Below are 19,567 nucleotides of genomic sequence, written 5' to 3'. Positions count from 1 at the left end.
GGAGGAGCAAAATGCGGCTTTTGATACTCGGTACCGGCTGGATGGCGCAGGAGCATGCCCGCCGCTTCGGCGCCATCGAAGGCGTCGACATCGTCGGTGCCGTCGATGTCGATCCGGCCCGCGTCGGCGAATATGCCGACGCCTACAAGATCGCGAAGCGCTTCACCTCGCTGGAGGCGGCGCTCGACTGGGGCGGTTTCGACGCGGTCGCCAATGTCACGCCCGACCGCATCCACCACCCGACCACCATGGCGCTGATCGGCGCCGGCAAGCCGGTGCTGTGCGAGAAGCCGCTGGCCGAAAATTTCGGCAAGGCAAGCGAGATGGCCGAGGCGGCGGAAGCCGCCGGCGTCGTCAACATGGTCAACCTTACCTACCGCAACGTCGCGCCGCTGCAGAAGGCGCGGCAAATGGTGCAGGCCGGCGAGATCGGCACGGTGCGACACGTCGAGGCCTCCTATCTGCAGAGCTGGCTGGTATCGAAATTCTGGGGCGACTGGCGAAGCGACCCCAAGTGGCTCTGGCGGCTCTCGCGCGGCCACGGCTCAAACGGCGTGCTCGGCGACGTCGGCATCCACATCCTCGACTTCGCCAGCTATGGCGCCGCCCTCGATATCGACCACGTATTCTGTCGGCTGCGCGCCTTCGACAAGGCGCCGGGCAACCGCATCGGCGACTACCAGCTCGACGCCAATGACAGCTTCGCCATGACGCTCGATTTCGCCAACGGCGCCTTCGGCGTGGTGCATGCCAGCCGCTGGGCGAGCGGCCATCTCAACGAGCTCAGGCTGCGCATCTATGGCGACAAGGGCGGCATCGAGGTGGTGCACAATCTCAATGGCTCGATGTTGAAGGGCTGCATCGGTGCCAATGTCGAGGACGCCAAATGGGAAGAGCTCGACGCCGGCACCGTGCCGACCAACTACCAGCGCTTCGTCGAGGCGGTGAAAAGCGGCGTGCAGGCCGAGCCCAATTTCCGCCATGCGGCGGGTCTGCAGAAGGTGCTGGATCTGGCGGTGGTGTCGGACGAGAAGCGCGCCGAGCTGAGAGCCCACGCGGACACGCAGTGAGGCCCAACCTGCCGATCTCCCCCGCAACGGCCCGCAACGGGGGAAGACTGGCGGCCATCACACACAAATCTTTCAATCATTTCTTGAAGCCTTGATCTCGCCTTTCGTGATTTGATGCGGCCACAAAGCTCGGGAGGCTTCATTGACCGACTATATCGGGTTGCCGAAGGCCGAAGTGCACATCCATGTCGAGGGCTGCTTCGAGGCCGACGACGTGATCAGGAATTGCGCGGAGGCTGGCATGCCGCTGCGCGCGCCGCGCGACAGGCTCTTCGAGGCGCATGATCTGAAGAGCTTCCTCGAAATGCTCGACTGGCTGTGCGGCACGTTTCGCACGCGCGAGCAGCTGGCCATCGCCGCCTATAAATTTGCGCGGCGCATGGCCAAGAGCGGCGTGCGCTATGCCGATGTCATCGTCAACCCGACCCACTGGCCGCACTGGCACCGGAACATCGCCGGGATGATCGACGCCTTCGATGCCGGGTTCGCGGCGGCCGAGCAGGATGGATACCCGCCGGTCGGGCTCTGCGTTAGCCTGCTGCGCACACAGTCGGCCGAGGACGCCATCGAACTGGTGGAGTTGCTGAGCAGGATCAGGCACCGGCGCGTCGTGGCCCTTTCGATCGACGGCAACGAGGCGGCCGCCGGGCGCACCGGTCCGCGCTTCGCCGAGGCGTTCCGCCGCGCCGCCACGGCCGGATTGCGACGCACCGTCCACGCCGGCGAGTCGAGCGGTCCCGAGGGCGTTCGCGACGCCATCGAGCTGCTTGGCGCCGATCGCATCGACCATGGCGTTCGCGCGATCGAGGAGCCGGCTCTGGTCGACCTGCTCGCACAGAGGCGAATTCCGCTCGGCGTCTGCCCGATCTCCAACATCGCGCTCGGCGTCTATCCTTCGCTTGCCGAGCATCCGATCGACGCTCTGCGCAAAGCCGGCGTTCCCGTCTCCATCAACACCGACGATCCGGCGCTGCTCGGCACGACGCTCGAAGCCTCTTACGCCGCCTGCGCCGAGACCTTCGCCTGGGAAACTGAAATAATCCGCCAGCTCGCCGCGACATCGGTGCATGCGAGCTACGCCGACCCGGCGGTGAAGGCGCGGATACTGGCGGATCTGACGGCCTGGCAGGGGTAGGCGACGCTCGGCGGATAGGTGCTTTCACCGCGCCGCCGAACTGCATAAGGTGCCGAGACTCGGTCGAAAGGAGCCAGCATGGTCACGCGACGCGCCGAATGTTCCTGCGGTCAGCTGTCGGCCACCTGCGCGGGCGAGCCGGTGCGCATCTCGGTGTGTCATTGCCTCGACTGCAAGCGGCGCACAGGCAGCGCCTTCAGCTACAATGTGCGCTTTGCCGAGGCCGATGTGACGATAGACGGGCGCGCGCTGCAGTTCACGCGCACCGGCGAGCAGGGCGGGCAGATAACCTACAGCTTCTGCCCTGATTGCGGGACCACGGTGCACTACCGCATCGACACGCAGCCCGGCCTTACTGCGATTCCGGTAGGGACGTTCGCGGATCCGTCGTTCCCGCCGCCCTTCCAATCCTTCTACCACCGCAGCCGGCGCTGCGAATGGGTCGAGATAACCGCCAAGCCGCTGACGAAGTTCGGCTGACTTTTGGCCTTGGGTCCTCCCCATGAGGCGAGGAACCAAGTCACGCCCGGCGGTAGATCCTCACCGCCGCCTTCACCAGCGTCGCATTCCCGTCCGCCACCGTCCCATCAGGCAACTCTTTGCCGTCCTCAAGCCCGACACGGGTCGAAAACTTCCGCACCGCCGCCCGCTCGACGAAGGGCCACACGGTCGCGTTCTCGCCATGCAACAGGATCGAGCGGTGAATGCCTTCGCGTTGCAGCAGCTTTTCGATGCCGTCGGCGACGGCAAAGGCCTCCTCCAGCGTCTGCTCCGAAATCTCGATCAGCACGCGCAACACCCGGCGGCCATGATCGAGGCTGGCCAGCCTGAGCGCATCGCCGATCGACGCCAGCCCGGCCTCGATGCCGACGCCGCGGTCGCGCAACGCTTCCATCACTTCGGGCGCCGCCGCCTCGCTGAGATTGACCGAGGCGTAGTCGGGCAGCTCATGCCAGCCGGCGATGGCGGCAATCGTGCGCCTGTCGTCCTTCTCGATCCAGGCGCCGGTCGAAACGCCGATCAGCGTGCCGGGGCAGGCGCGGCGCAGCGCCGTCACCGTCCGGTCCATCGCTTCCGGGGCAAGGCTTTCCTGCCGGTCGGCGCCGCGCGCATGCACATGCAGTTCGGCGGCACCCGCCGCAACCGAGGCCGCGCCGTCGCGTGCCATGGCATCCGGGTCGAGCGGCAGGGCGGGGTGGAAATCCGCGGCGCGGGCGCCGTTGATGCAGGCCTGGACGATCATGGCGGTCGATCCTGTTCAGGCGGAGCCTAGCGCAGGGGAGCATAGACTGGAAACGGAACCTGCGGGCGGGATCCCAAATGCTCCTTCCTCAACCTCTTTTTCATCCGCTCCAGCGCCGGCTGGCCGCCTGCCGCGAGTTCCTTGGCAACCCGCGCCAAATCCTCATCCGCCTTCCGATATTTGCTGCCCCAGGCGCCAAGCGTGGCGAGTATCGGCAAAAGGTCGATGCCGGCCTCGGTCAGCCGGTAAATCGCTTTCAGCCTGTGGGTCGGGTCGTCGCTGCGGGTGAGGACGCCTTCGTCGACCAGGGTCTGCAACCGCTCGGCCAGCGTGCGCGACGAGATGCCTTCGTCCGACTGCAGGAACTCGCGAAAATGCCTTTTCCCGGCGAAGGCCAGGTCGCGGATGATGAGCAGCGTCCAGCGGTCGCCGATGAGCTCGAGCGACAGGCTGATCGGGCAGCCGGACCTTTCCTTCGTCGACATGAAGTTAGTTCCATTTGTAAATCACTTTTCAATTGACAGCATTCCTTCCGTGCGTCAAATGATTTCAAAAGTAAACCGTGTTTGGAGATGCGAGAGGACCGCGCAATGAAAAAGCTCATCCTCCAAATGCAGATGTCGGTCGACGGCTTCGTCGGCGCCGACCAGAACCGTCGTTGGCAGCTTTGGGAATGGGGCGACGAGAGCGACTGGGACGACGAGCTCAAGCAGGACTTCAATGCCGTGTTCGCAACCGTCGACACGATTCTGCTCAGCCGCAAGATGGCCGAGGAGGGCTACCTCAATCACTGGGGCAATGCGGCGAGGAAATTTCCGCGAGACCGTTTTTATGCCTTTGCCCAACGTATCATCGCAGCTGACAAGGTGGTGCTGAGCGACAGGCTGAAGGCGTCGCGGTGGGAGCGTACCAGGGTCGCGAGCGGCGATCTGCCGCGCGAGATCAATGCGCTGAAGGCGGGCGAAGGCGGCGACATTGCCGTGTTCGGCGGCGCCGGCTTCGCCTCGGCGCTGATCGCCGCCGGGCTGGTCGACGAGTTCCAGCTCTTCATCAACCCGGCGGTGCTGGGGGCCGGCCGTCGCATCTTCGATCAGGCGGGCTTCGCCAGGCTGAAGCTCACCGGCTCGAAGGCCTATGCCTGCGGCATGGTGGTGAACCGCTACGCGCCGGCCGGGTGAGGCTTGAATCGATCTGGCAGCACGCCGTCTCAACCGCTTGTTCGCTTGTCGTTTCCCGGCCAATTGCGAACCGTCAGTGCCATGCCTTATCCGCCTGGATGCGACCCCAGCGCGTTGGTTTCCCGATACCCCGCTTCGTCGTTGGCCGCGGCGGCGAACCGCCGGGCTTCGTGCGACGTGAGACCGATGAGCGCGCGCCCGGCATGATCGGCGGGCTTGTCATTGGCCATGTCGAACACCGCCCAGCTATGATGAGGCGGTTCTTGCACCGCTACGAATCTCATTTGAGCCCCCGCTCTGACGAGATGCTAATGTAGCAGATGCTTTCTGTCGGTCTGTGACTGAAGCCACACAAACAAGACGCGTCCACCGATTATTTTGGCCGGGGAAGTCCGCGGTGAGCTTTCAGCCGCCCTACTGCCCGGCCTGGTCCGCGTCCGTCAGCGTGCCGAGGAAGGCGACGATGTCGTCGATCTCGGCGTCGGTCAGCGCCGGCTTCTCGCCTGGTTTCCTGCCGTTGAAGGGCGGGTCGGTGTTGAGGTTTCCCCAGTAGGCCTTTGGCAGATCGTCGAATTTCTCGACCGTGCCGTCCGCGTTCTTCGGATACCAGCGGCCGGGATCTGTGTCGCGAGTGGCGTAGAAGGCGACCGCCTCGCGCAGCGAGTGGACATAGCCGTTGTGGAAGAAGCTTTTGCGCAGCGCGACATTGCGCAGGGTTGGCGTCTTGAACAGGCCGCAATACTCGCTCCGGCCCTTGAAGTCGGCCCGCAGCGGCCCGCACAGCCCGAGGTCGAGATAATTGGGATCGGCGTTGGCCGGGATCGCCTGGTTGCGCGGCACGGCGATGGCGATCAGGCCGTAATCGGTGAATTGCGGCGGCTCGCCGTCATTTGCCGGCTCGCTCAGATGGCAGCTCGCGCAATTGCCTTTGTTTGCGTCCTCGAACAGCGCACGGCCGCGCAACTCCTGCGCGGTCAACTGCGCCTTGCCGGCAAGGAAGGCGTCGTAGCGGCTGGAATAGGGGTAGAAGTCGGCGCTGCTCTGCTCGAAGGTGCCGAGCGCCTCGACCGCCGCGTCGAAGGCATCCTGCTGATGGTCGAAAATATCCGCGCCGAACGCCGCCTTGAACGCGTCGGCATAGGGCGCTTTGCGCAAGGCGGCGACCACGGCGGCTTCATCCTTGTTGCCCATCTCGAACGGCGACAGCAGCGGGATTCTCGCCTGGTCCTTGCCGTGGTCGGCGCGCCCGTCCCAAGTCAATCCGCCGGTCGGGCCATTGTCGACGCTTTCGTCGCCCTCGTCCTCGGAGTCGTAAAAGTGCTCGGTGAAGGCCGGCGCCGCCTGCAGGTAGCGCAGCGACGGCACCGCGCGCAGGCCAGGCCGGTCGAGGTTCGGCCCGCCCATCTCGACCGGCGCGGCGGAGGCCGGACCGAAGGCGTGGTTGGGATCGTGGCAGGACGAGCAGGCCTGTCTGCCCGAAGCCGACAGCGATGGGTCGAAGAACATTCTTCGCCCGATCGCTGTCAGTGCTTCGGCGCGTGCGAAGGCTTGCGTGCGTGACATCGGGCCAGGATGGACGCCATCTGCCGGCTGGCCGGCGGCGGGCCAAAGGACGGCGACGGCGAGAGCGGCGAGCGTGGCAAATCTCCGTGGTGTCATGACCCTCAATCCCGTTTGCCATTGGCCCGGCAGCGCGTTGCCACGGATAGTTGACTGGCGGAGCCAAATTGCCAAGCCGGTACGCGGCAAATCCGCCCTCCACGCACATTTCCTCGCACGAAGAGAACCGCAGCTGCACCCTGGATGGTTGCCGAGATAAATTCCCGTCCGCTATCAATGGCCTCCAAACCGGACGAAGGACTTTCGATGAGCGAGCTGAAGATCAGAACCCGTGCTACCGGCGCCTGCGCCGTGCTGCCGCCGGGCGGCTTGCCGGCGGTAACGACGCCAACCGGCGGCACGGTCGACGTGGTGACTGCGGTCAGCGCGCCGGGCTTCAACCCGCTCGACCTGCTCTATGCCTCCTTGGCCGCCTGCGTGGTGCTGAGCGCCCGCATCGCCGCCACCCGCCTCGGCGTCGCCGACCGGCTTGGCGAGGTGAGGGCGGATGTCGGCGGCGAGAAGGCGAAGGACGAGCCGTCGCGGGTGGAAAGGTTCAATATCCGGTTGGAGATTGCCGGCGACCTCGACGCGGCGACCAAGCAGCGCATCGTCGAGGACGCCGAGACGATCTGCACCGTCTCCAACACGCTGCGCGGCGCGCCGGCGCTGCACGCGATGCTGGGGTGAGGGGCGTGGCGCATCTCTCTGCGATCGACTATGCGACCGCCTCCGACGAAATCCGCGCCGACCATGATCGGGAGCTTGCGCTGCGCGGCCGCATGACCAACATGAAGCGCATCCTGCTTCACTCGCCGGCCGCGCACCGCATCTATGCCGAATGGTTCACGCTGCGCGATCTCCTGCGTCCGACGCTCGAAGACCGGGCGATCTGGCTGTTTTCGAAGGCGATCGCCGAGACGATGCGCGCCGAGGTCCCGGTCACCTTCTTCCGTCGCGCGCTGATCGATTCCGGCCTCGATCCGGATCTGATTGAACCCAGCCCCGACGAAGCGCGGCTGATGTCCTTCGGCAGGGCGCTCGCCGCCGACGCCAATGCCGTTGCCGACGAGACCTGGGCCGCGCTCAAGGCCCGCTACGACGAAACGTTGCTCGTCAACCTCGTCGCCTTCGCCGGCATCATGGTGGCGACCTGCGTCTTCACCAATGGAGTGAAGGTGGATCTCGATCCGGAACTGGAGGGGTACCGCCGGAACGCTTGAGGTGAAGGACCCCGGGGCTGGCCGTTGCCTTGCTCTGCCTCCTGCGCATAGACTGAGGCCGGGAACGGGCGATCGGGGGGACCTCGATGCGTTGGCGTGTGGGCTTGCTTGTGTTGGCAGCAGCGCTGCTGGCCGGATGTGTCGCCAATGATGTCGAGCCCATCAACACCCATGTGACGCAAGTCGGGCCTGGCTCGCCGGACTACATTCCCGATGCTCCCGCCGACGGGTCGACCGTGGTCGCGCTGTCCTTCTCTGGCGGCGGCACGCGCGCCACCGCCTTCAGCTATGGCGTGCTTCAGGCGCTCGACGATGTCGTGGTCGGCAGCGGCGGGCGAGCGCATACGCTGATCGACGACGTGAGCGTCGTCGGCGGCGTTTCTGGCGGTGCGGTGACGGCGGCCTTTCTCGGCTACAAAGGGCGTGGTTACCGCGAGCTTCGCGAGCGCTTCTTGCTGCGCGATGCCGAGAGCTCGCTGCACACCGCCAAGCTCGCTCCGGCCAATCTGGCGCGGCTGTGGAAAGGCGGCGTCAACGACCGCAGCACCTTTGCTGCGTGGCTGGACAGGAACCTGTTCGACGGTGCCACTTACAGCGCCTTTAGACGTCCCGGCGCCCCGCTGGTCTGGATCCACGCATCCGACATCTACAACGGCACGGCCTTCGGCTTCACCTACGACCGCTTCGCGGCCATCTGCAGCGATCTCGACAAGCTTCGTATCGCCGATGCGGTGGCGGCCTCGGCGGCGTTCCCCGCGGTGTTCGCGCCGGTCGTCGTCTCGACGACCACGCCGACAACCAGATGCAACTACAAGCAGCCGGACTGGATCCAACGCGGTCTCAACGATCCGGAGGCACCGGAACGGGTCAAGGCCGCGGCTCGCGCCATGGAGTCCTACCAGAACAACGACCGCGTCAACTACATCAAGCTGCTCGACGGCGGATTGACCGACAACATCGCGGTGGTCGGCTTCGCGGAATCGCTCGACATCGCCGGCAGTCCGCACAGCCCGTTGTCGCCGCAGGCGGCGGTGAGGATGCGAACGCTGATCATGATCGTTGCCGATGCGGGCCGCAGGAAAGAACCCGACTGGGTCAAGGTCAAGCAGGGACCGGGCCTGGTCGACATGATCGACGCCACCGCCGGCACCTCGATCGCGTCCTCGGTGCGCGACGAATTCGATTCCCTCAAGCTCGAATTCCGGCTGTGGCGCGAAAAGCTGGTCAAATATCGCTGCAGCCTGCCGGCGGCGGCGGTAGCGCGCTACCGCGGCAGCCTGTCCGGCTGGAAGTGCCGCGACGTCCAGATGGTGGTTGAACTGGTCTCCTTCGCCGACCTGCCGCCAGACGAGGCAGCCGCGCTGAACGTCATCCCGACCCGGCTGAGGCTGACGCCGGAGCAGGTCGAGCGGACCATCCAGGCCGGCCGCGACGCGGTGCGCCTCAACCCGCGCCTGCAGCAGGCATTCCGCCGCGCGCAGGGCCGCGCGGGCTTCGTTGCGGCTGGTTCGCCGTAAAGGCCGCGCCATTTCCGCAGGAATCGGGTGGCCGCCGCTTCGCCTCCGCCCCACTTTGATGGCATCGAAGGAGGCGCTCATGACTGTCCATTCCCTCAACACCAAACGCGCCGGACGCTCCGCCGAATCCCGTGTCGCCGCGCAGGACTGGCACGCGCTCGTCTCCGAGCTCAACGCCCAGGGCTGCGCTGTCATGCCCGGCCTGCTTTCGCCGGAGGAATGCGCCGAAATCGCCGCGCTCTATCCGCACGAAGAACATTTCCGCAGCCATGTGGTGATGGCGCGCCATGGCTTCGGCAGGGGCGAGTACCGCTATTTCCGTTATCCGCTGCCTGATCTGATCGAGGGCCTGCGCACTACGCTTTATCCACGGCTCGCCGGCGTCGCCAATGACTGGAACGAGAAGATGGGCGCCGCGCTCCGTTACCCTTCCGACCACGCCGCCTTCCTCAAGCGTTGCCACGACGAGGGCCAAACCAAGCCGACGCCGCTTCTGCTGCAATACGGCCCCGGCGACTTCAACTGTCTGCACCAGGATCTCTATGGCGCGCTCGCCTTTCCGCTGCAGGTGGCGATCCTGCTCTCCGAACCCGGCAAGGATTTCACCGGCGGCGAATTCGTGCTGACCGAGCAGCGCCCGCGCATGCAGAGCCGCGCCGAGGTGGTGCCGCTCAAGCGCGGCGACGCGGTGATCTTCGCCGTGCACAACCGGCCCGTGGAGGGCACGCGAGGTTACTATCGCGTCAACCTGCGCCACGGCGTCAGCCGCCTGCGCTCGGGCAGGCGACATACGCTCGGTATCATCTTCCACGACGCGAGGTGACACCCCTCCGAGGCGGCTTTTCTCGGCTCTACGTTCCAGGCCGCCGATAACGGATCGATTTCGCCCTGCTTAGCGCGTCCATCGTCTCCTCGACGCTGAGGAGGACGGTGGTCTCGCAGGAGCTGAGTGCCCCTCCGGCACCGATGGCGAGCACGACGGACGCCATCGAAACATTGTCCGGCGCCTCCCACAGGTTCCACCCGTCGTGTTCGCCGAACGCATACCAGAACCCGTGCAGCTTTCCGCCGACCGATTCTATGTATGAGCTGGCCGCCTTGCGGCGATCCTCGGGGTTTTCGATCATTCGCGCCCAGGTCTCGGGCGTGTAGCTGAAGCGCGTCAGGTACATGGCCATGGTTGACCTCCCTTGCCAGAGCCCATCAAGTGGTTGGCTCCAGCACTAAGCGCTCGATCGGTCGGCGACGCCAATCAATTTCACCGCGGCTGGGTTCTGCCTCGAAGGAATAGCCGAGCGCGCGGGATGCGGCGCTTCTGCCTCTTCCCTCCGCACCCTCATTCGCGTATGCCCCGGGCAAATCCCGCCATCTCAGCGCAGTTTCCCGGACCGTCCCATGATCCGTCTCGAAAATATCGGCAAGCAGAACGGCCGTCAGATTGTCTTCATCGAAGCCTCGGCCGCCCTGCAGAAGGGCGAGAAGGTCGGCCTCGTCGGCCCGAACGGCGCCGGCAAGACGACGCTCTTCCGCATGATCATCGGCCAGGAGCAGCCGGACGAAGGCCAAGTCTCGGTCGATCGCGGCGTTACCATCGGCTATTTCAGTCAGGATGTCGGTGACATGGAGGGGATGAGCGCCGTCGCCGAGGTGATGGAAGGCGCCGGCCCGGTGAGCGCCGTCGCAGCCGAGATGCGCGAGCTCGAGAACGCCATGGGCGATCCCGACCGCGCCGACGAGATGGACGCGATCATCGAGCGCTATGGCGAGTTGCAGCACCGCTTCGAGGAACTCGACGGCTATGCGCTCGACGGCCGCGCCCGCGAGGTGCTCGACGGCCTCGGCTTCTCCCAGGAGATGATGGACGGCGACGTTGCAAAACTCTCCGGCGGCTGGAAGATGCGCGTCGCGCTCGCCCGTATCCTGCTGATGCGGCCCGACGTCATGCTGCTCGACGAGCCGAGCAACCATCTCGATCTTGAGAGCCTGATCTGGCTGGAGAAATTCCTCAAGGACTATGACGGCGCGCTGCTGATGACCTCGCATGACCGCGAGTTCATGAACCGCATCGTTTCGAAGGTGATCGAGATCGACGCCGGCGCGCTCACCTCCTATTCCGGCAACTACGAATTCTACCAGGAGCAGCGGGCGCTGGCCGACAAGCAGCTGCAGGCGCAGTTCGACCGCCAGCAGGCGATGCTTGCCAAGGAGATCGCCTTCATCGAGCGCTTCAAGGCGCGCGCCTCGCACGCCGCCCAGGTGCAGAGCCGGGTGAAGAAGCTCGACAAGATCGACCGCGTCGAGCCGCCCAAGCGTCGCCAGACGGTGGCCTTCGAGTTCCAGCCTGCGCCGCGCTGCGGCGAGGACGTGGCGACGCTGAAGGGCATCCACAAATCCTATGGCAGCCGCTCGATCTATGCCGGCCTCGACTTCCAGATCCGCCGCCGCGAGCGCTGGTGCGTGATGGGCGTCAACGGCGCCGGCAAGTCGACGCTTTTGAAGCTCGTGGCCGGCGCCTCCGAGCCGGATGAGGGCTCGGTGGCGCGCGGTCCGAGCGTCAAGATGGGCTATTTCGCCCAGCACGCCATGGAACTGCTCGACGGCGAGCGCACCGTGTTTCAGACGCTGGAAGACAATTTCCCGCAGGCCGGCCAGGCGCCGCTCAGGGCTTTAGCCGGCTGCTTCGGCTTTTCCGGCGACGAGATCGAGAAGAAGTGCCGCGTGCTCTCGGGCGGCGAGAAGGCAAGGCTGGTCATGGCGCTGATGCTATTCGATCCGCCGAACCTTCTGGTGCTCGACGAGCCGACCAACCACCTCGACATGGCGACCAAGCAGATGCTGATCGAGGCGCTGGCGCAATATGAAGGCACGATGCTGTTCGTCTCGCACGACCGCCATTTCCTGTCCGCCCTATCGAACCGCGTGCTGGAGCTCACGCCGGATGGCATCCACACCTATGGCGGCGGCTATACGGAATATGTCGCCAGGACGGGGCAAGAGGCACCGGGGCTGAGGGGGTAGGGCGGCGCTCTGACCTCCGAGCGTAGTAGCGTGGAGAAGCCTTGACCCGTCGGCAGGACAGAGGGGGGCGCGAAGGATCGCGACCGATCTCACCCTTGCGCCGCCTCCTCGTGAGAAGTCACGGCAGGATCCGGGCTCCGTGAGGCGCCCAACGCCCCCACTACTCCCTCGCCAAACCGCGCTCGATCAGGCGAGCAAGCCGCGCCGAAAACGCCCTGGCATCGGCCGGCCTGTCGCCGTCCAGCACGCGCGCCTCGTCGTAAAGCAGATGCGCGGCGTCTTCCTTGAAAGCGCGCTCGCCGTCGCCGAGCTTCGCCAGCGCCGTGACGCGCTCGTGCCGCGGGTTGATCTCGAGGATCGGCTTGGCCGCCTTGTCGAGGCGGCCGGCGGCGTTGAGCAGCCGCTCGAACTGGCGGTCGGGACCGTGCTCCGGTGCGACCAGGCAGACCGCGCTTTCGGTCAGGCGGTCGGAGGCCTTCACGTCCGAGACCTCGTCTCCCAGCGCCGTCTTCACGAAGGCCAGGAAGGTCGCGATTTCGGACGAGATTTCGGCATCCGGCTTGGACGCGGTGTCGAGCAGCGGGATCTCCGACAGTTCGGCCGCGCCCTGCGTCACCGATTTGAACGGCTTGCCGTCGAATTCCGGCGCCATCGTCGTCCAGAAACTGTCGACCGGATCGGTCAAAAGCAGCACTTCGATGCCGCGCGCCCGGAACCCTTCGAGCTGCGGCGAGACCTCGAGCCGGGCGCGGTCTTCCCCGGCCATGAAGAAGATCGCCTTCTGCCCTTCCTTCATCGCGGCGACATAATCGGCCAGGCTGCGCAGCGTCTCGCCGGAAGCGGTCGAGCGGAAGCGGGCGAGCTTCAGCAGCTGCTCGCGCCGCTCGTAGTCCTCGTAGATGCCTTCCTTGAGCACGACGCCGAAATTCTCCCAGATCTTGGCGTAGGCCTCGGCATCGTTATCGGCGAGTTTGCCAAGATCGCCGAGGACGCGGTTGGTGACACCCTTGCGGATCGCGGCGAGCAGCGGGCTTTCCTGGATCATCTCGCGCGAGACGTTGAGCGGCAGATCGGCGGAATCGACCAGGCCGCGCACGAAGCGCAGATAGCGCGGCAACACGTCGACCTCGTCGGTGATGAAGACGCGCCGCACGTAGAGCTTCATACGACCCTTGCGGTCCTGGTCGAAGAGATCGAACGGACGCGAGCCCGGCACGAAGGCAAGCGCGCTGTATTCGTGCCGACCCTCGGCGCGGAAGTGGATGGTGGCGGCCGGCTCGTCATACTGGCCGGCGATGCTGCGGTAGAAGTCGGTATATTCCTCGGGCTTTATGTCGCTCTTCGGCCTCACCCATAGCGCCGTGCCGTCGGCGATATCGCGCGGCTCGGCGCCCGGCTTCTCAACAAGCGTGATCGGCACCGGCACGTGGCCGGACTGCGACTTCGCCAGCCCTTCGAGCCGGTAAGGCGTGGTGTAGGAACTCGCATCGTCCATCAGATGCAGCACGACGCGCGTGCCGCGCCTGGGAGCTGCCGCAAGCGGCACGGGAGCGATCTCGTAGGTGCCCTTGCCGTCGGAAGACCAGCGCCAGGGTTCCTCGCTGCCGGCCTGCCGGCTGATGACATCGACATGATCGGCCACCATGAAAGCGGAGTAGAAGCCGACGCCGAACTGGCCGATGAGTTGCGAGTCCTCAGTCGCCTTGCCGGCCTCGACGCGCTCGATGAAGGCACGGGTGCCGGAGCGTGCGATGGTGCCCAGAGCCTCGGCCATCTCCTCGCGGCCCATGCCGATGCCGTTGTCCTCGACGGCAAGCTGCTTGTTGTCGGGGTCGGCCGAAATGGTGATGCGCGGCTTTGCGTCCTCGCCCAGCAGCTCGGGACGGGTGATCGCTTCGAAGCGCAGCTTCTCGCACGCGTCCGCGCCGTTGGAGATCAGCTCGCGCAGGAAGACGTCCCGGTCCGAATAGACCGAATGTACCATCATGTGCAGCAGCCGCGAGACATCCGCCTCGAATGTCCTGGTTTCCGTCGTCTTGGTATCCGTCGTCATTCAGAATCTTCCCACATAGTAACTCTGGCCCGTCGCGCCGCGGCGTGTCGAACCTGCCGATCTCCGCCGATGAGGGGAGATGTCCGACAGGACAAAGGGGGCGCGTCCCGCCAGCCGATCTGTCGCGGAGTGCTTTCTCGCTTTTCCGGTTCTTGTCAATTCAGAAGGGTGCCGTTTCCCTCGCGCTCCCTTTTGCCCTAACGACCAATCTCCCCCGATTGGACCCTGTCGGGGGAGATTGGCTGTGTCGGCGCCGCGCCTCCCCAGCGTCCTAGAAGTCCATGCCGGCGCCGGCGGGCATGGCGGGTGCCGCTTCCTTCTTCGGCTTCTCGGCGACCATCGCCTCTGTGGTGACGAGCAGGCCGGCGATCGAGGCTGCATCCTGCAGCGCGGTGCGCACGACCTTGGCCGGATCGATAACGCCCTGGCTGAAAAGATCGCCATATTCGCCGGTCTGGGCGTTCCAGCCATAGGCGAAATCGGTCTTCTCGCGCAGCTTGCCGACGATGATCGAGCCTTCCGCCCCGCTGTTCTCGGCGATCTGACGCGCCGGCGCGTCGATGGCGCGCCGCACGATGTCGACGCCGTATCTCTGGTCGGGGTTGTCGGCAGCCACCGCGTCGAGCGCATTGGCGGCCCTGAGCAGCGCCACGCCGCCGCCCGGAAGAATGCCTTCCTCGACCGCCGCGCGCGTCGCATGCATGGCATCGTCGACGCGGTCCTTGCGCTCCCTGACCTCGACCTCCGTCGAACCGCCGACGCGGATCACAGCCACGCCGCCGGCGAGCTTGGCCAGACGCTCCTGCAGCTTCTCGCGATCGTAGTCCGAGGTGGTCTCCTCGATTTGCGCCTTGATCTGCGCGACGCGGCCCTGGATCTCCTCCTTCTTGCCGGCGCCATCGACGATCGTGGTGTTCTCCTTCTCGACCACCACTTTCTTGGTGCGGCCGAGCATCTCCAGCGTGACGTTCTCAAGCTTGATGCCGAGATCCTCGCTGATAGCGGTGCCGCCGGTGAGGATGGCGATGTCCTCCAGCATGGCCTTGCGGCGGTCGCCGAAGCCCGGAGCCTTGACGGCCGCAACCTTCAGGCCGCCGCGCAGCTTGTTGACCACCAGCGTCGCGAGCGCCTCGCCCTCGACATCCTCCGCGATGATGAGCAGGGGCTTCGCCGACTGAACCACCGCCTCCAGAACCGGCAGCAGCGCCTGCAGGTTGGAAAGCTTCTTCTCGTGGATCAGCACATAGGGCTCTTCGAGCTCGACGCGCATCTTATCTTGATTGGTGATGAAGTAAGGCGAGAGATAACCGCGATCGAACTGCATGCCTTCGACCACTTCCAGCTCGGTGTCGGCGGTCTTGGCTTCCTCGACGGTGATGACGCCCTCGTTGCCGACCTTCTGCATCGCCTCAGCAAGGAAACGGCCGATCTCGGCATCACCATTGGCCGAAATCGTGCCGACCTGGGCGATCTCGTCATTTCTGGTCACCTTGCGGGCGTTGGTCTTCAACTCCTGAACAATAGCCTCGACGGCTTTGTCGATGCCGCGCTTCAGATCCATGGGATTCATGCCGGCGGCAACGGCCTTGGCACCTTCCCTGACGATGGCCTGGGCGAGAACGGTCGCGGTGGTCGTGCCGTCGCCGGCGATATCGCTGGTTTTCGAGGCGACCTCGCGCACCATCTGCGCGCCCATGTTCTCGAACTTGTCCTCGAGCTCGATCTCCTTGGCGACGGTGACGCCGTCCTTGGTGATGCGCGGGGCGCCGAACGACTTGTCGATGACGACATTGCGGCCCTTAGGGCCGAGGGTGACTTTCACCGCGTCGGCGAGAATATTGACGCCGCGCAACATGCGGTCGCGGGCGTCGGAATGGAATTTCACTTCCTTGGCAGCCATTGGAACACTCCTTCAGCAGGCAGCTTTCATTCACCGGATCGGGTTGGGCCGGTTCAAGCCGCTTTTCCCAACGCCGATGTCTGCTCGACCACACCCATCACGTCGCTTTCCTTCATGATAAGCAGGTCTTCACCGTTGAGCTTGATCTCGGTGCCGGACCACTTGCCGAACAGGATGCGGTCGCCGACTTTGACGTCGAGGGGAATGAGCTTGCCGCTCTCGTCGCGCGCGCCGGAACCGACGGCGATGATCTCGCCTTCCTGCGGCTTCTCCTTCGCCGTGTCCGGGATGATGATGCCGCCGGCCGTCTTCTCCTCGGCCTCGACGCGGCGGACCAGAACGCGGTCATGCAATGGATGGAACTTCATATCGTTCTCCTTCGGGACAAACAGATTTTGAGAGGTTCCTCCACTCCGGACCGGAAGGACCGGAGCGGGGCTCGCGATCCTTTTCGGCCTCGCGCATGTGGATTTGGTTTTGCACGCGCCGGTTTCAAGAGGCCGCAAGAAATTTTTTGGCACTCGCAACAGCCGAGTGCTAGCGCCGTGAAAACAAAGGTAATTATGCAGCTTTGACGGGCACGTCCCGGACCCCTTGACGGCAAAGGAATCAATTCCCAAATCGAACCTGCCGGCGCCTGAAGTGGCCGGCAAGGTCAAGGAGCGCCGCTGCCTTGGCGCTCCTCGTATCTATGTTGCTCAATGGAGGATGTAGCTATGAGAACCAGTTTCGACTTTTCTCCCCTGTTCCGGTCGAGCATCGGCTTCGATCGAATGCTGAACGCGCTCGAGACCGCAAGCCGCATCGAAACCGCTGACAACTGGCCGCCCTACGATATCGCCAAGAGCGGCGAGGACGACTACCGCATCACCATGGCCCTGGCAGGCTTCAGCCAGGACGAACTGGCCATTACCCAGGAGCAGAACATGCTGATGGTTTCTGGCCAAAAGGCAGGCGAGGACAACGGCGAGTACCTGCATCGCGGCATTGCCGGCCGCGCATTCCAGCGTCGCTTCGAGCTTGCCGATCACGTCAAGGTCGTCGATGCGAGCCTCGTCAACGGCCTGCTGACAATCGACCTCAAACGCGAGATCCCGGAAGAAATGAAGCCGCGCCGGATCGAGATCACGGCGGACAAATCATCGCCAAAGGCCGCGGCGACAAAGAAAATCGAGGCCGACAACAAGGCGGCCTGAGCCTTCTCGCCGCGCTTTGCGCCAAGCGCCGGGTGATGTTCCCGGCGCTTCCTGTGTCTTCCGGATGAACAGAAAGGAGGAAAAATGAGTGTTCGTGATCTGATTCCCTGGGGCCGAAACAATGGCAACCAGGTTCCAAGTGTCTTCCGCGACGGCGAACGCGATCCTTTCCTGTCGCTGCATCGCGAGGTGAATCGGCTGTTCGACGACGTCTTCCGGGGTTTCGGTTCCGGCTTGCCATCCCTAGGCGGCGTATCAGCCTTTGGTGCCGGCTGGCCGAGCGTTGAGATCTCCGACAACGAGAAGGAGATCAAGGTGGCGGCCGAAGTCCCGGGCCTGGACGAGAAGGACATCGAGGTGCTGCTTGATGATGGCGTGCTGACGCTGAAGGGTGAAAAGCGCTCCGAGACGGAGGACAAGGAGCGGCAGTTCTCCGAGCGCGTCTATGGCCGCTTCGAGCGTCGCATCCCGCTGGGCTACGAGATCGAAGAAGACAAGATCGATGCCCGCTTCAAGAACGGCGTGCTGACGGTAATGCTGCCCAAGACCGCGAAGGCGCAGTCGCAGGCCAAGCGTATCGAAATCAAGAGCTGATGTCTCAGTGCAGGGGTTGGACCGACCGGTCCGGCCCCTGCGGCATGACGGAACTCTCGTGGCTAGATGGAACGGCCAACGCTGGCGTGGGTGCTGGCTGGAGCGTGGAACGGCTCCCTTTCCAAACGAGTGATCCGCTCGCAGCGGGCGCAAGAGGCTCGCTTGCGGCTCGATGACGTGCGGCCGACGCAGGCCATTCTAACCGTTTACCGCGCTGAGCGCAGATGCCGCTGACGGAACACCGCGCAAGCCTCTGGAAATCCGCGATAACCTTAATTCCTTCCTTCTTTTGGTCAGGCTTCCCGTACGGAACGTTAAGGGCTAGATTAGCAATTCGTTAAGTAATACGGCGGGTGTGAGCGTAAGAGGTGTGCCGTTATGAATTTCAAATCCCTGATCAAACGGGCCGAGGACGTAGACAAGGAATTTCAAGAGCTCCAGTCGGATCTGGCAGAGGCTTTCGAAGAATGTCTTTCGGCTGACGAAGAGACGTCCCCGGGATACGATTCTGCCGCCGACCTGGCGGCAAGCGAGGAGGATCCGCCGGGCGAGACTCAGTCCGAGGCTTCCGCCTCCCGGCTGACGCCGCACACCCAGACACGGTTGGCCGCCTTGGAAGCCGTTTCCGGACTCTTCCGCGACGGACAGGGTCATCTGGAGGAGATCGGGTCAAGGCTGGCCGAGATCGCCACAGCGCACCACATGACGCGCGATATCCTGAACGCCCTGCATCGCGATGCGCTGCGCGCCAATGAGCTGGAGCTGGAGAACGCCGCTCTGGGCGCCGAACACAAGGCCTTGTCGGAACAATTGCTTGACGCTACGCGCAAGCAGCGCGAACGCGACGGCGCGGCCGAGGCCTGGCAGCAGCGCGAGGCAAGTCTCGTCCAGGACAGGGAGTCGCTGCGCGAGGCGCTTGCAGCGGTGCGGCTCGAAATGGTCGAGATGGGCAATGAGAGCGCCAGGCGCGAGGCTGAGTTCGGTGAGATCGTCAAGACCCTGACGGCCAAGACCGTCGAAGCCGACAGGCGCGCTGTCGAGAACAAGCTGCTGCGCGAGAAGCAGGTCGGGCTTTCGATCGAGCTGGAGCAGGCGCAAAAGCGCGAGGCCGAGGCCCGGCACAAATTCGACGAGTTCGCGGCGACCCACGCCAACGAAGCCACGCGCGTTGCCGAACTGATGGCCCAGCTCGGTAGCCACGAGAAGGAGGAGGCCCGGCTGCAGAAATCGTTGGAGACGACGCAGGCCAAGCTTGCCGAGGTAACCGAAGCCGCCCGCATTGCCGAAAGCGATGGCGCGGCGGAGCTTGCGCGGAGCCGGGCGGAGCTGCGCGGCTTGCGCTCCGAAATCCAGGAGCTGCAATCGCGGCTCGAGCAGGCCTCCATCGACAAGACCGATGCGGTCGCCGAGGCGACAGGACTGAGGGCGCAGTTGAATGACGCCGTGACCGAGCGGCAGATCGCGGAAGAGAAGCTTGCCGTTCTCAGGAACGAGAGCGAATTGGACAAGAAGAATTTGTCGGTGATCAGCACCAATCTCTCGCAGCTATCGCTGCAGCAGGCGTCGGAGCAGATCCAGCTCGATATCCAGAAACAGGAATGCGAGGACCTGCGCGCCGAGGTCGAGACGCTGAATGCCCGCATCAAGGAGCTGCTGCCTTACGAGCGGCTGCACAGGGTGACGGACGCCCGGGCTCGGCAGGATGTTGTGCCCGTGACGAATGGGCATGTCACCAACGGGCATATCGTGGAGCCGGCGCGGCCCACCGCCAGGCGCCGGCGCAACATGAGGGCCGCCGCGAGCTGAGGGAAGGATGTTAGCCAGCTCGGCGCTTCACCGCT

At 64.7% G+C, this 19,567-nt stretch carries 20 protein-coding genes; 12 read left to right on the top strand and 8 right to left on the bottom strand.

Annotated elements, in window-relative coordinates; all coding sequences use genetic code 11:
• Positions 1-11: 11 nt before the first annotated feature.
• From CK218_RS21020 to CK218_RS21010, 3 genes are all read left to right on the top strand, one after another.
• Positions 12-1,070 carry a Gfo/Idh/MocA family oxidoreductase gene (locus CK218_RS21020; protein WP_095828761.1) on the top strand — a complete coding sequence of 353 codons (1,059 nt, stop codon included), beginning with the start codon at positions 12-14 and terminating at the stop codon, positions 1,068-1,070.
• A gap of 142 nt (positions 1,071-1,212) precedes the next feature.
• Entirely contained in the window at positions 1,213-2,205 is a 993-nt protein-coding gene (gene add, locus CK218_RS21015; RefSeq protein ID WP_066992837.1) for an adenosine deaminase, read from the top strand.
• 78 nt (positions 2,206-2,283) lie between these two features.
• Positions 2,284-2,685, top strand: a complete 402-nt coding sequence (locus CK218_RS21010) for a GFA family protein (protein WP_095828760.1) — start codon at positions 2,284-2,286, stop codon at positions 2,683-2,685.
• Positions 2,686-2,725: 40 nt separating this feature from the next.
• Here the strand turns inward: CK218_RS21010 and CK218_RS21005 are convergent, their stop codons facing one another.
• A complete protein-coding gene (locus CK218_RS21005; RefSeq protein ID WP_095828759.1) occupies positions 2,726-3,448 on the bottom strand; it encodes a 3-keto-5-aminohexanoate cleavage protein in 723 nt (240 codons plus the stop codon).
• Positions 3,449-3,474: 26 nt separating this feature from the next.
• The gene (locus tag CK218_RS21000) at positions 3,475-3,933 is read right to left on the bottom strand and encodes a helix-turn-helix domain-containing protein (protein WP_095828758.1); all 459 of its coding nucleotides are present in this window, start codon (positions 3,931-3,933) and stop codon (positions 3,475-3,477) included.
• Between the two features lie 105 nt (positions 3,934-4,038).
• Between CK218_RS21000 and CK218_RS20995 the strand changes: the two genes are divergently transcribed.
• Positions 4,039-4,626 (top strand): dihydrofolate reductase family protein, encoded by a 588-nt coding sequence (locus CK218_RS20995; RefSeq protein WP_095828757.1) that lies wholly within the window; start codon positions 4,039-4,041, stop codon positions 4,624-4,626.
• Positions 4,627-4,712: 86 nt separating this feature from the next.
• Here CK218_RS20995 and CK218_RS30710 read toward each other — a convergent pair whose 3' ends face one another.
• Together CK218_RS30710 and CK218_RS20990 are read right to left on the bottom strand one after the other, a co-directional pair.
• The gene (locus CK218_RS30710; protein WP_179294556.1) at positions 4,713-4,856 is read right to left on the bottom strand and encodes a hypothetical protein; all 144 of its coding nucleotides are present in this window, start codon (positions 4,854-4,856) and stop codon (positions 4,713-4,715) included.
• Between the two features lie 184 nt (positions 4,857-5,040).
• A complete protein-coding gene (locus tag CK218_RS20990; RefSeq protein ID WP_095828756.1) occupies positions 5,041-6,285 on the bottom strand; it encodes a cytochrome-c peroxidase in 1,245 nt (414 codons plus the stop codon).
• A gap of 207 nt (positions 6,286-6,492) precedes the next feature.
• On the opposite strand from CK218_RS20990, the gene CK218_RS20985 reads away from it, so the two are divergent.
• From CK218_RS20985 to CK218_RS20970, 4 genes are all read left to right on the top strand, one after another.
• Positions 6,493-6,915 carry an OsmC family protein gene (locus tag CK218_RS20985; protein ID WP_095828810.1) on the top strand — a complete coding sequence of 141 codons (423 nt, stop codon included), beginning with the start codon at positions 6,493-6,495 and terminating at the stop codon, positions 6,913-6,915.
• Positions 6,916-6,920: 5 nt separating this feature from the next.
• A complete protein-coding gene (locus CK218_RS20980) occupies positions 6,921-7,448 on the top strand; it encodes a hypothetical protein (protein WP_095828755.1) in 528 nt (175 codons plus the stop codon).
• A gap of 86 nt (positions 7,449-7,534) precedes the next feature.
• A complete protein-coding gene (locus CK218_RS20975; protein ID WP_095828754.1) occupies positions 7,535-8,965 on the top strand; it encodes a patatin-like phospholipase family protein in 1,431 nt (476 codons plus the stop codon).
• A 79-nt stretch (positions 8,966-9,044) separates the two neighbouring features.
• A complete protein-coding gene (locus tag CK218_RS20970) occupies positions 9,045-9,788 on the top strand; it encodes a 2OG-Fe(II) oxygenase (protein ID WP_095828809.1) in 744 nt (247 codons plus the stop codon).
• A gap of 28 nt (positions 9,789-9,816) precedes the next feature.
• Here the strand turns inward: CK218_RS20970 and CK218_RS20965 are convergent, their stop codons facing one another.
• On the bottom strand, positions 9,817-10,143 hold the full coding sequence (locus CK218_RS20965; RefSeq protein ID WP_170950344.1) for a GYD domain-containing protein: 327 nt from the start codon (positions 10,141-10,143) through the stop codon (positions 9,817-9,819).
• A gap of 217 nt (positions 10,144-10,360) precedes the next feature.
• On the opposite strand from CK218_RS20965, the gene CK218_RS20960 reads away from it, so the two are divergent.
• The gene (locus CK218_RS20960) at positions 10,361-11,983 is read left to right on the top strand and encodes an ABC-F family ATP-binding cassette domain-containing protein (RefSeq protein WP_095828752.1); all 1,623 of its coding nucleotides are present in this window, start codon (positions 10,361-10,363) and stop codon (positions 11,981-11,983) included.
• Positions 11,984-12,143: 160 nt separating this feature from the next.
• On the opposite strand, the gene htpG is transcribed toward CK218_RS20960, so the two are convergent.
• The 3 genes from htpG to groES all read right to left on the bottom strand — a co-directional run bounded on the left by htpG (position 12,144) and on the right by groES (position 16,304).
• Entirely contained in the window at positions 12,144-14,036 is a 1,893-nt protein-coding gene (htpG, locus tag CK218_RS20955) for a molecular chaperone HtpG (protein ID WP_095828751.1), read from the bottom strand.
• A gap of 271 nt (positions 14,037-14,307) precedes the next feature.
• Positions 14,308-15,936 carry a chaperonin GroEL gene (gene groL, locus CK218_RS20950; protein WP_095828750.1) on the bottom strand — a complete coding sequence of 543 codons (1,629 nt, stop codon included), beginning with the start codon at positions 15,934-15,936 and terminating at the stop codon, positions 14,308-14,310.
• Between the two features lie 53 nt (positions 15,937-15,989).
• Positions 15,990-16,304: a co-chaperone GroES gene (gene groES, locus CK218_RS20945; RefSeq protein ID WP_066992870.1), complete on the bottom strand. Its 315-nt coding sequence runs from the start codon at positions 16,302-16,304 to the stop codon at positions 15,990-15,992.
• Positions 16,305-16,652: 348 nt separating this feature from the next.
• On the opposite strand from groES, the gene CK218_RS20940 reads away from it, so the two are divergent.
• The 3 genes from CK218_RS20940 to CK218_RS20930 all read left to right on the top strand — a co-directional run bounded on the left by CK218_RS20940 (position 16,653) and on the right by CK218_RS20930 (position 19,532).
• Positions 16,653-17,132 carry an Hsp20 family protein gene (locus CK218_RS20940; RefSeq protein WP_095828749.1) on the top strand — a complete coding sequence of 160 codons (480 nt, stop codon included), beginning with the start codon at positions 16,653-16,655 and terminating at the stop codon, positions 17,130-17,132.
• 84 nt (positions 17,133-17,216) lie between these two features.
• Positions 17,217-17,726, top strand: coding sequence for an Hsp20/alpha crystallin family protein (locus CK218_RS20935; protein WP_066993187.1), 510 nt, complete (start codon positions 17,217-17,219; stop codon positions 17,724-17,726).
• A gap of 378 nt (positions 17,727-18,104) precedes the next feature.
• A complete protein-coding gene (locus tag CK218_RS20930) occupies positions 18,105-19,532 on the top strand; it encodes a hypothetical protein (protein WP_066992875.1) in 1,428 nt (475 codons plus the stop codon).
• Positions 19,533-19,567: the final 35 nt, after the last annotated feature.

This window comes from Mesorhizobium sp. WSM3879 (assembly GCF_002294915.1).
Taxonomy (GTDB): domain Bacteria; phylum Pseudomonadota; class Alphaproteobacteria; order Rhizobiales; family Rhizobiaceae; genus Mesorhizobium.
This window is presented reverse-complemented; position numbering and strand designations above follow the sequence as displayed.

What these genes read in the sequence shown, in the direction of transcription:
- CK218_RS21020 (WP_095828761.1), top strand. Translation starts at nt 12, where the DNA reads ATGCGGCTTTTGATACTCGGTACCGGCTGGATGGCGCAGGAGCATGCC.
- CK218_RS21010 (WP_095828760.1), top strand. Translation starts at nt 2,284, where the DNA reads ATGGTCACGCGACGCGCCGAATGTTCCTGCGGTCAGCTGTCGGCCACC.
- CK218_RS21005 (WP_095828759.1), bottom strand. Translation starts at nt 3,448, where the DNA reads ATGATCGTCCAGGCCTGCATCAACGGCGCCCGCGCCGCGGATTTCCAC.
- CK218_RS21000 (WP_095828758.1), bottom strand. Translation starts at nt 3,933, where the DNA reads ATGTCGACGAAGGAAAGGTCCGGCTGCCCGATCAGCCTGTCGCTCGAG.
- CK218_RS20995 (WP_095828757.1), top strand. Translation starts at nt 4,039, where the DNA reads ATGAAAAAGCTCATCCTCCAAATGCAGATGTCGGTCGACGGCTTCGTC.
- CK218_RS30710 (WP_179294556.1), bottom strand. Translation starts at nt 4,856, where the DNA reads ATGGCCAATGACAAGCCCGCCGATCATGCCGGGCGCGCGCTCATCGGT.
- CK218_RS20990 (WP_095828756.1), bottom strand. Translation starts at nt 6,285, where the DNA reads ATGACACCACGGAGATTTGCCACGCTCGCCGCTCTCGCCGTCGCCGTC.
- CK218_RS20985 (WP_095828810.1), top strand. Translation starts at nt 6,493, where the DNA reads ATGAGCGAGCTGAAGATCAGAACCCGTGCTACCGGCGCCTGCGCCGTG.
- CK218_RS20975 (WP_095828754.1), top strand. Translation starts at nt 7,535, where the DNA reads ATGCGTTGGCGTGTGGGCTTGCTTGTGTTGGCAGCAGCGCTGCTGGCC.
- CK218_RS20970 (WP_095828809.1), top strand. Translation starts at nt 9,045, where the DNA reads ATGACTGTCCATTCCCTCAACACCAAACGCGCCGGACGCTCCGCCGAA.
- CK218_RS20965 (WP_170950344.1), bottom strand. Translation starts at nt 10,143, where the DNA reads ATGGCCATGTACCTGACGCGCTTCAGCTACACGCCCGAGACCTGGGCG.
- CK218_RS20960 (WP_095828752.1), top strand. Translation starts at nt 10,361, where the DNA reads ATGATCCGTCTCGAAAATATCGGCAAGCAGAACGGCCGTCAGATTGTC.
- htpG (WP_095828751.1), bottom strand. Translation starts at nt 14,036, where the DNA reads ATGACGACGGATACCAAGACGACGGAAACCAGGACATTCGAGGCGGAT.
- groL (WP_095828750.1), bottom strand. Translation starts at nt 15,936, where the DNA reads ATGGCTGCCAAGGAAGTGAAATTCCATTCCGACGCCCGCGACCGCATG.
- groES (WP_066992870.1), bottom strand. Translation starts at nt 16,304, where the DNA reads ATGAAGTTCCATCCATTGCATGACCGCGTTCTGGTCCGCCGCGTCGAG.
- CK218_RS20940 (WP_095828749.1), top strand. Translation starts at nt 16,653, where the DNA reads ATGAGAACCAGTTTCGACTTTTCTCCCCTGTTCCGGTCGAGCATCGGC.
- CK218_RS20935 (WP_066993187.1), top strand. Translation starts at nt 17,217, where the DNA reads ATGAGTGTTCGTGATCTGATTCCCTGGGGCCGAAACAATGGCAACCAG.
- CK218_RS20930 (WP_066992875.1), top strand. Translation starts at nt 18,105, where the DNA reads ATGAATTTCAAATCCCTGATCAAACGGGCCGAGGACGTAGACAAGGAA.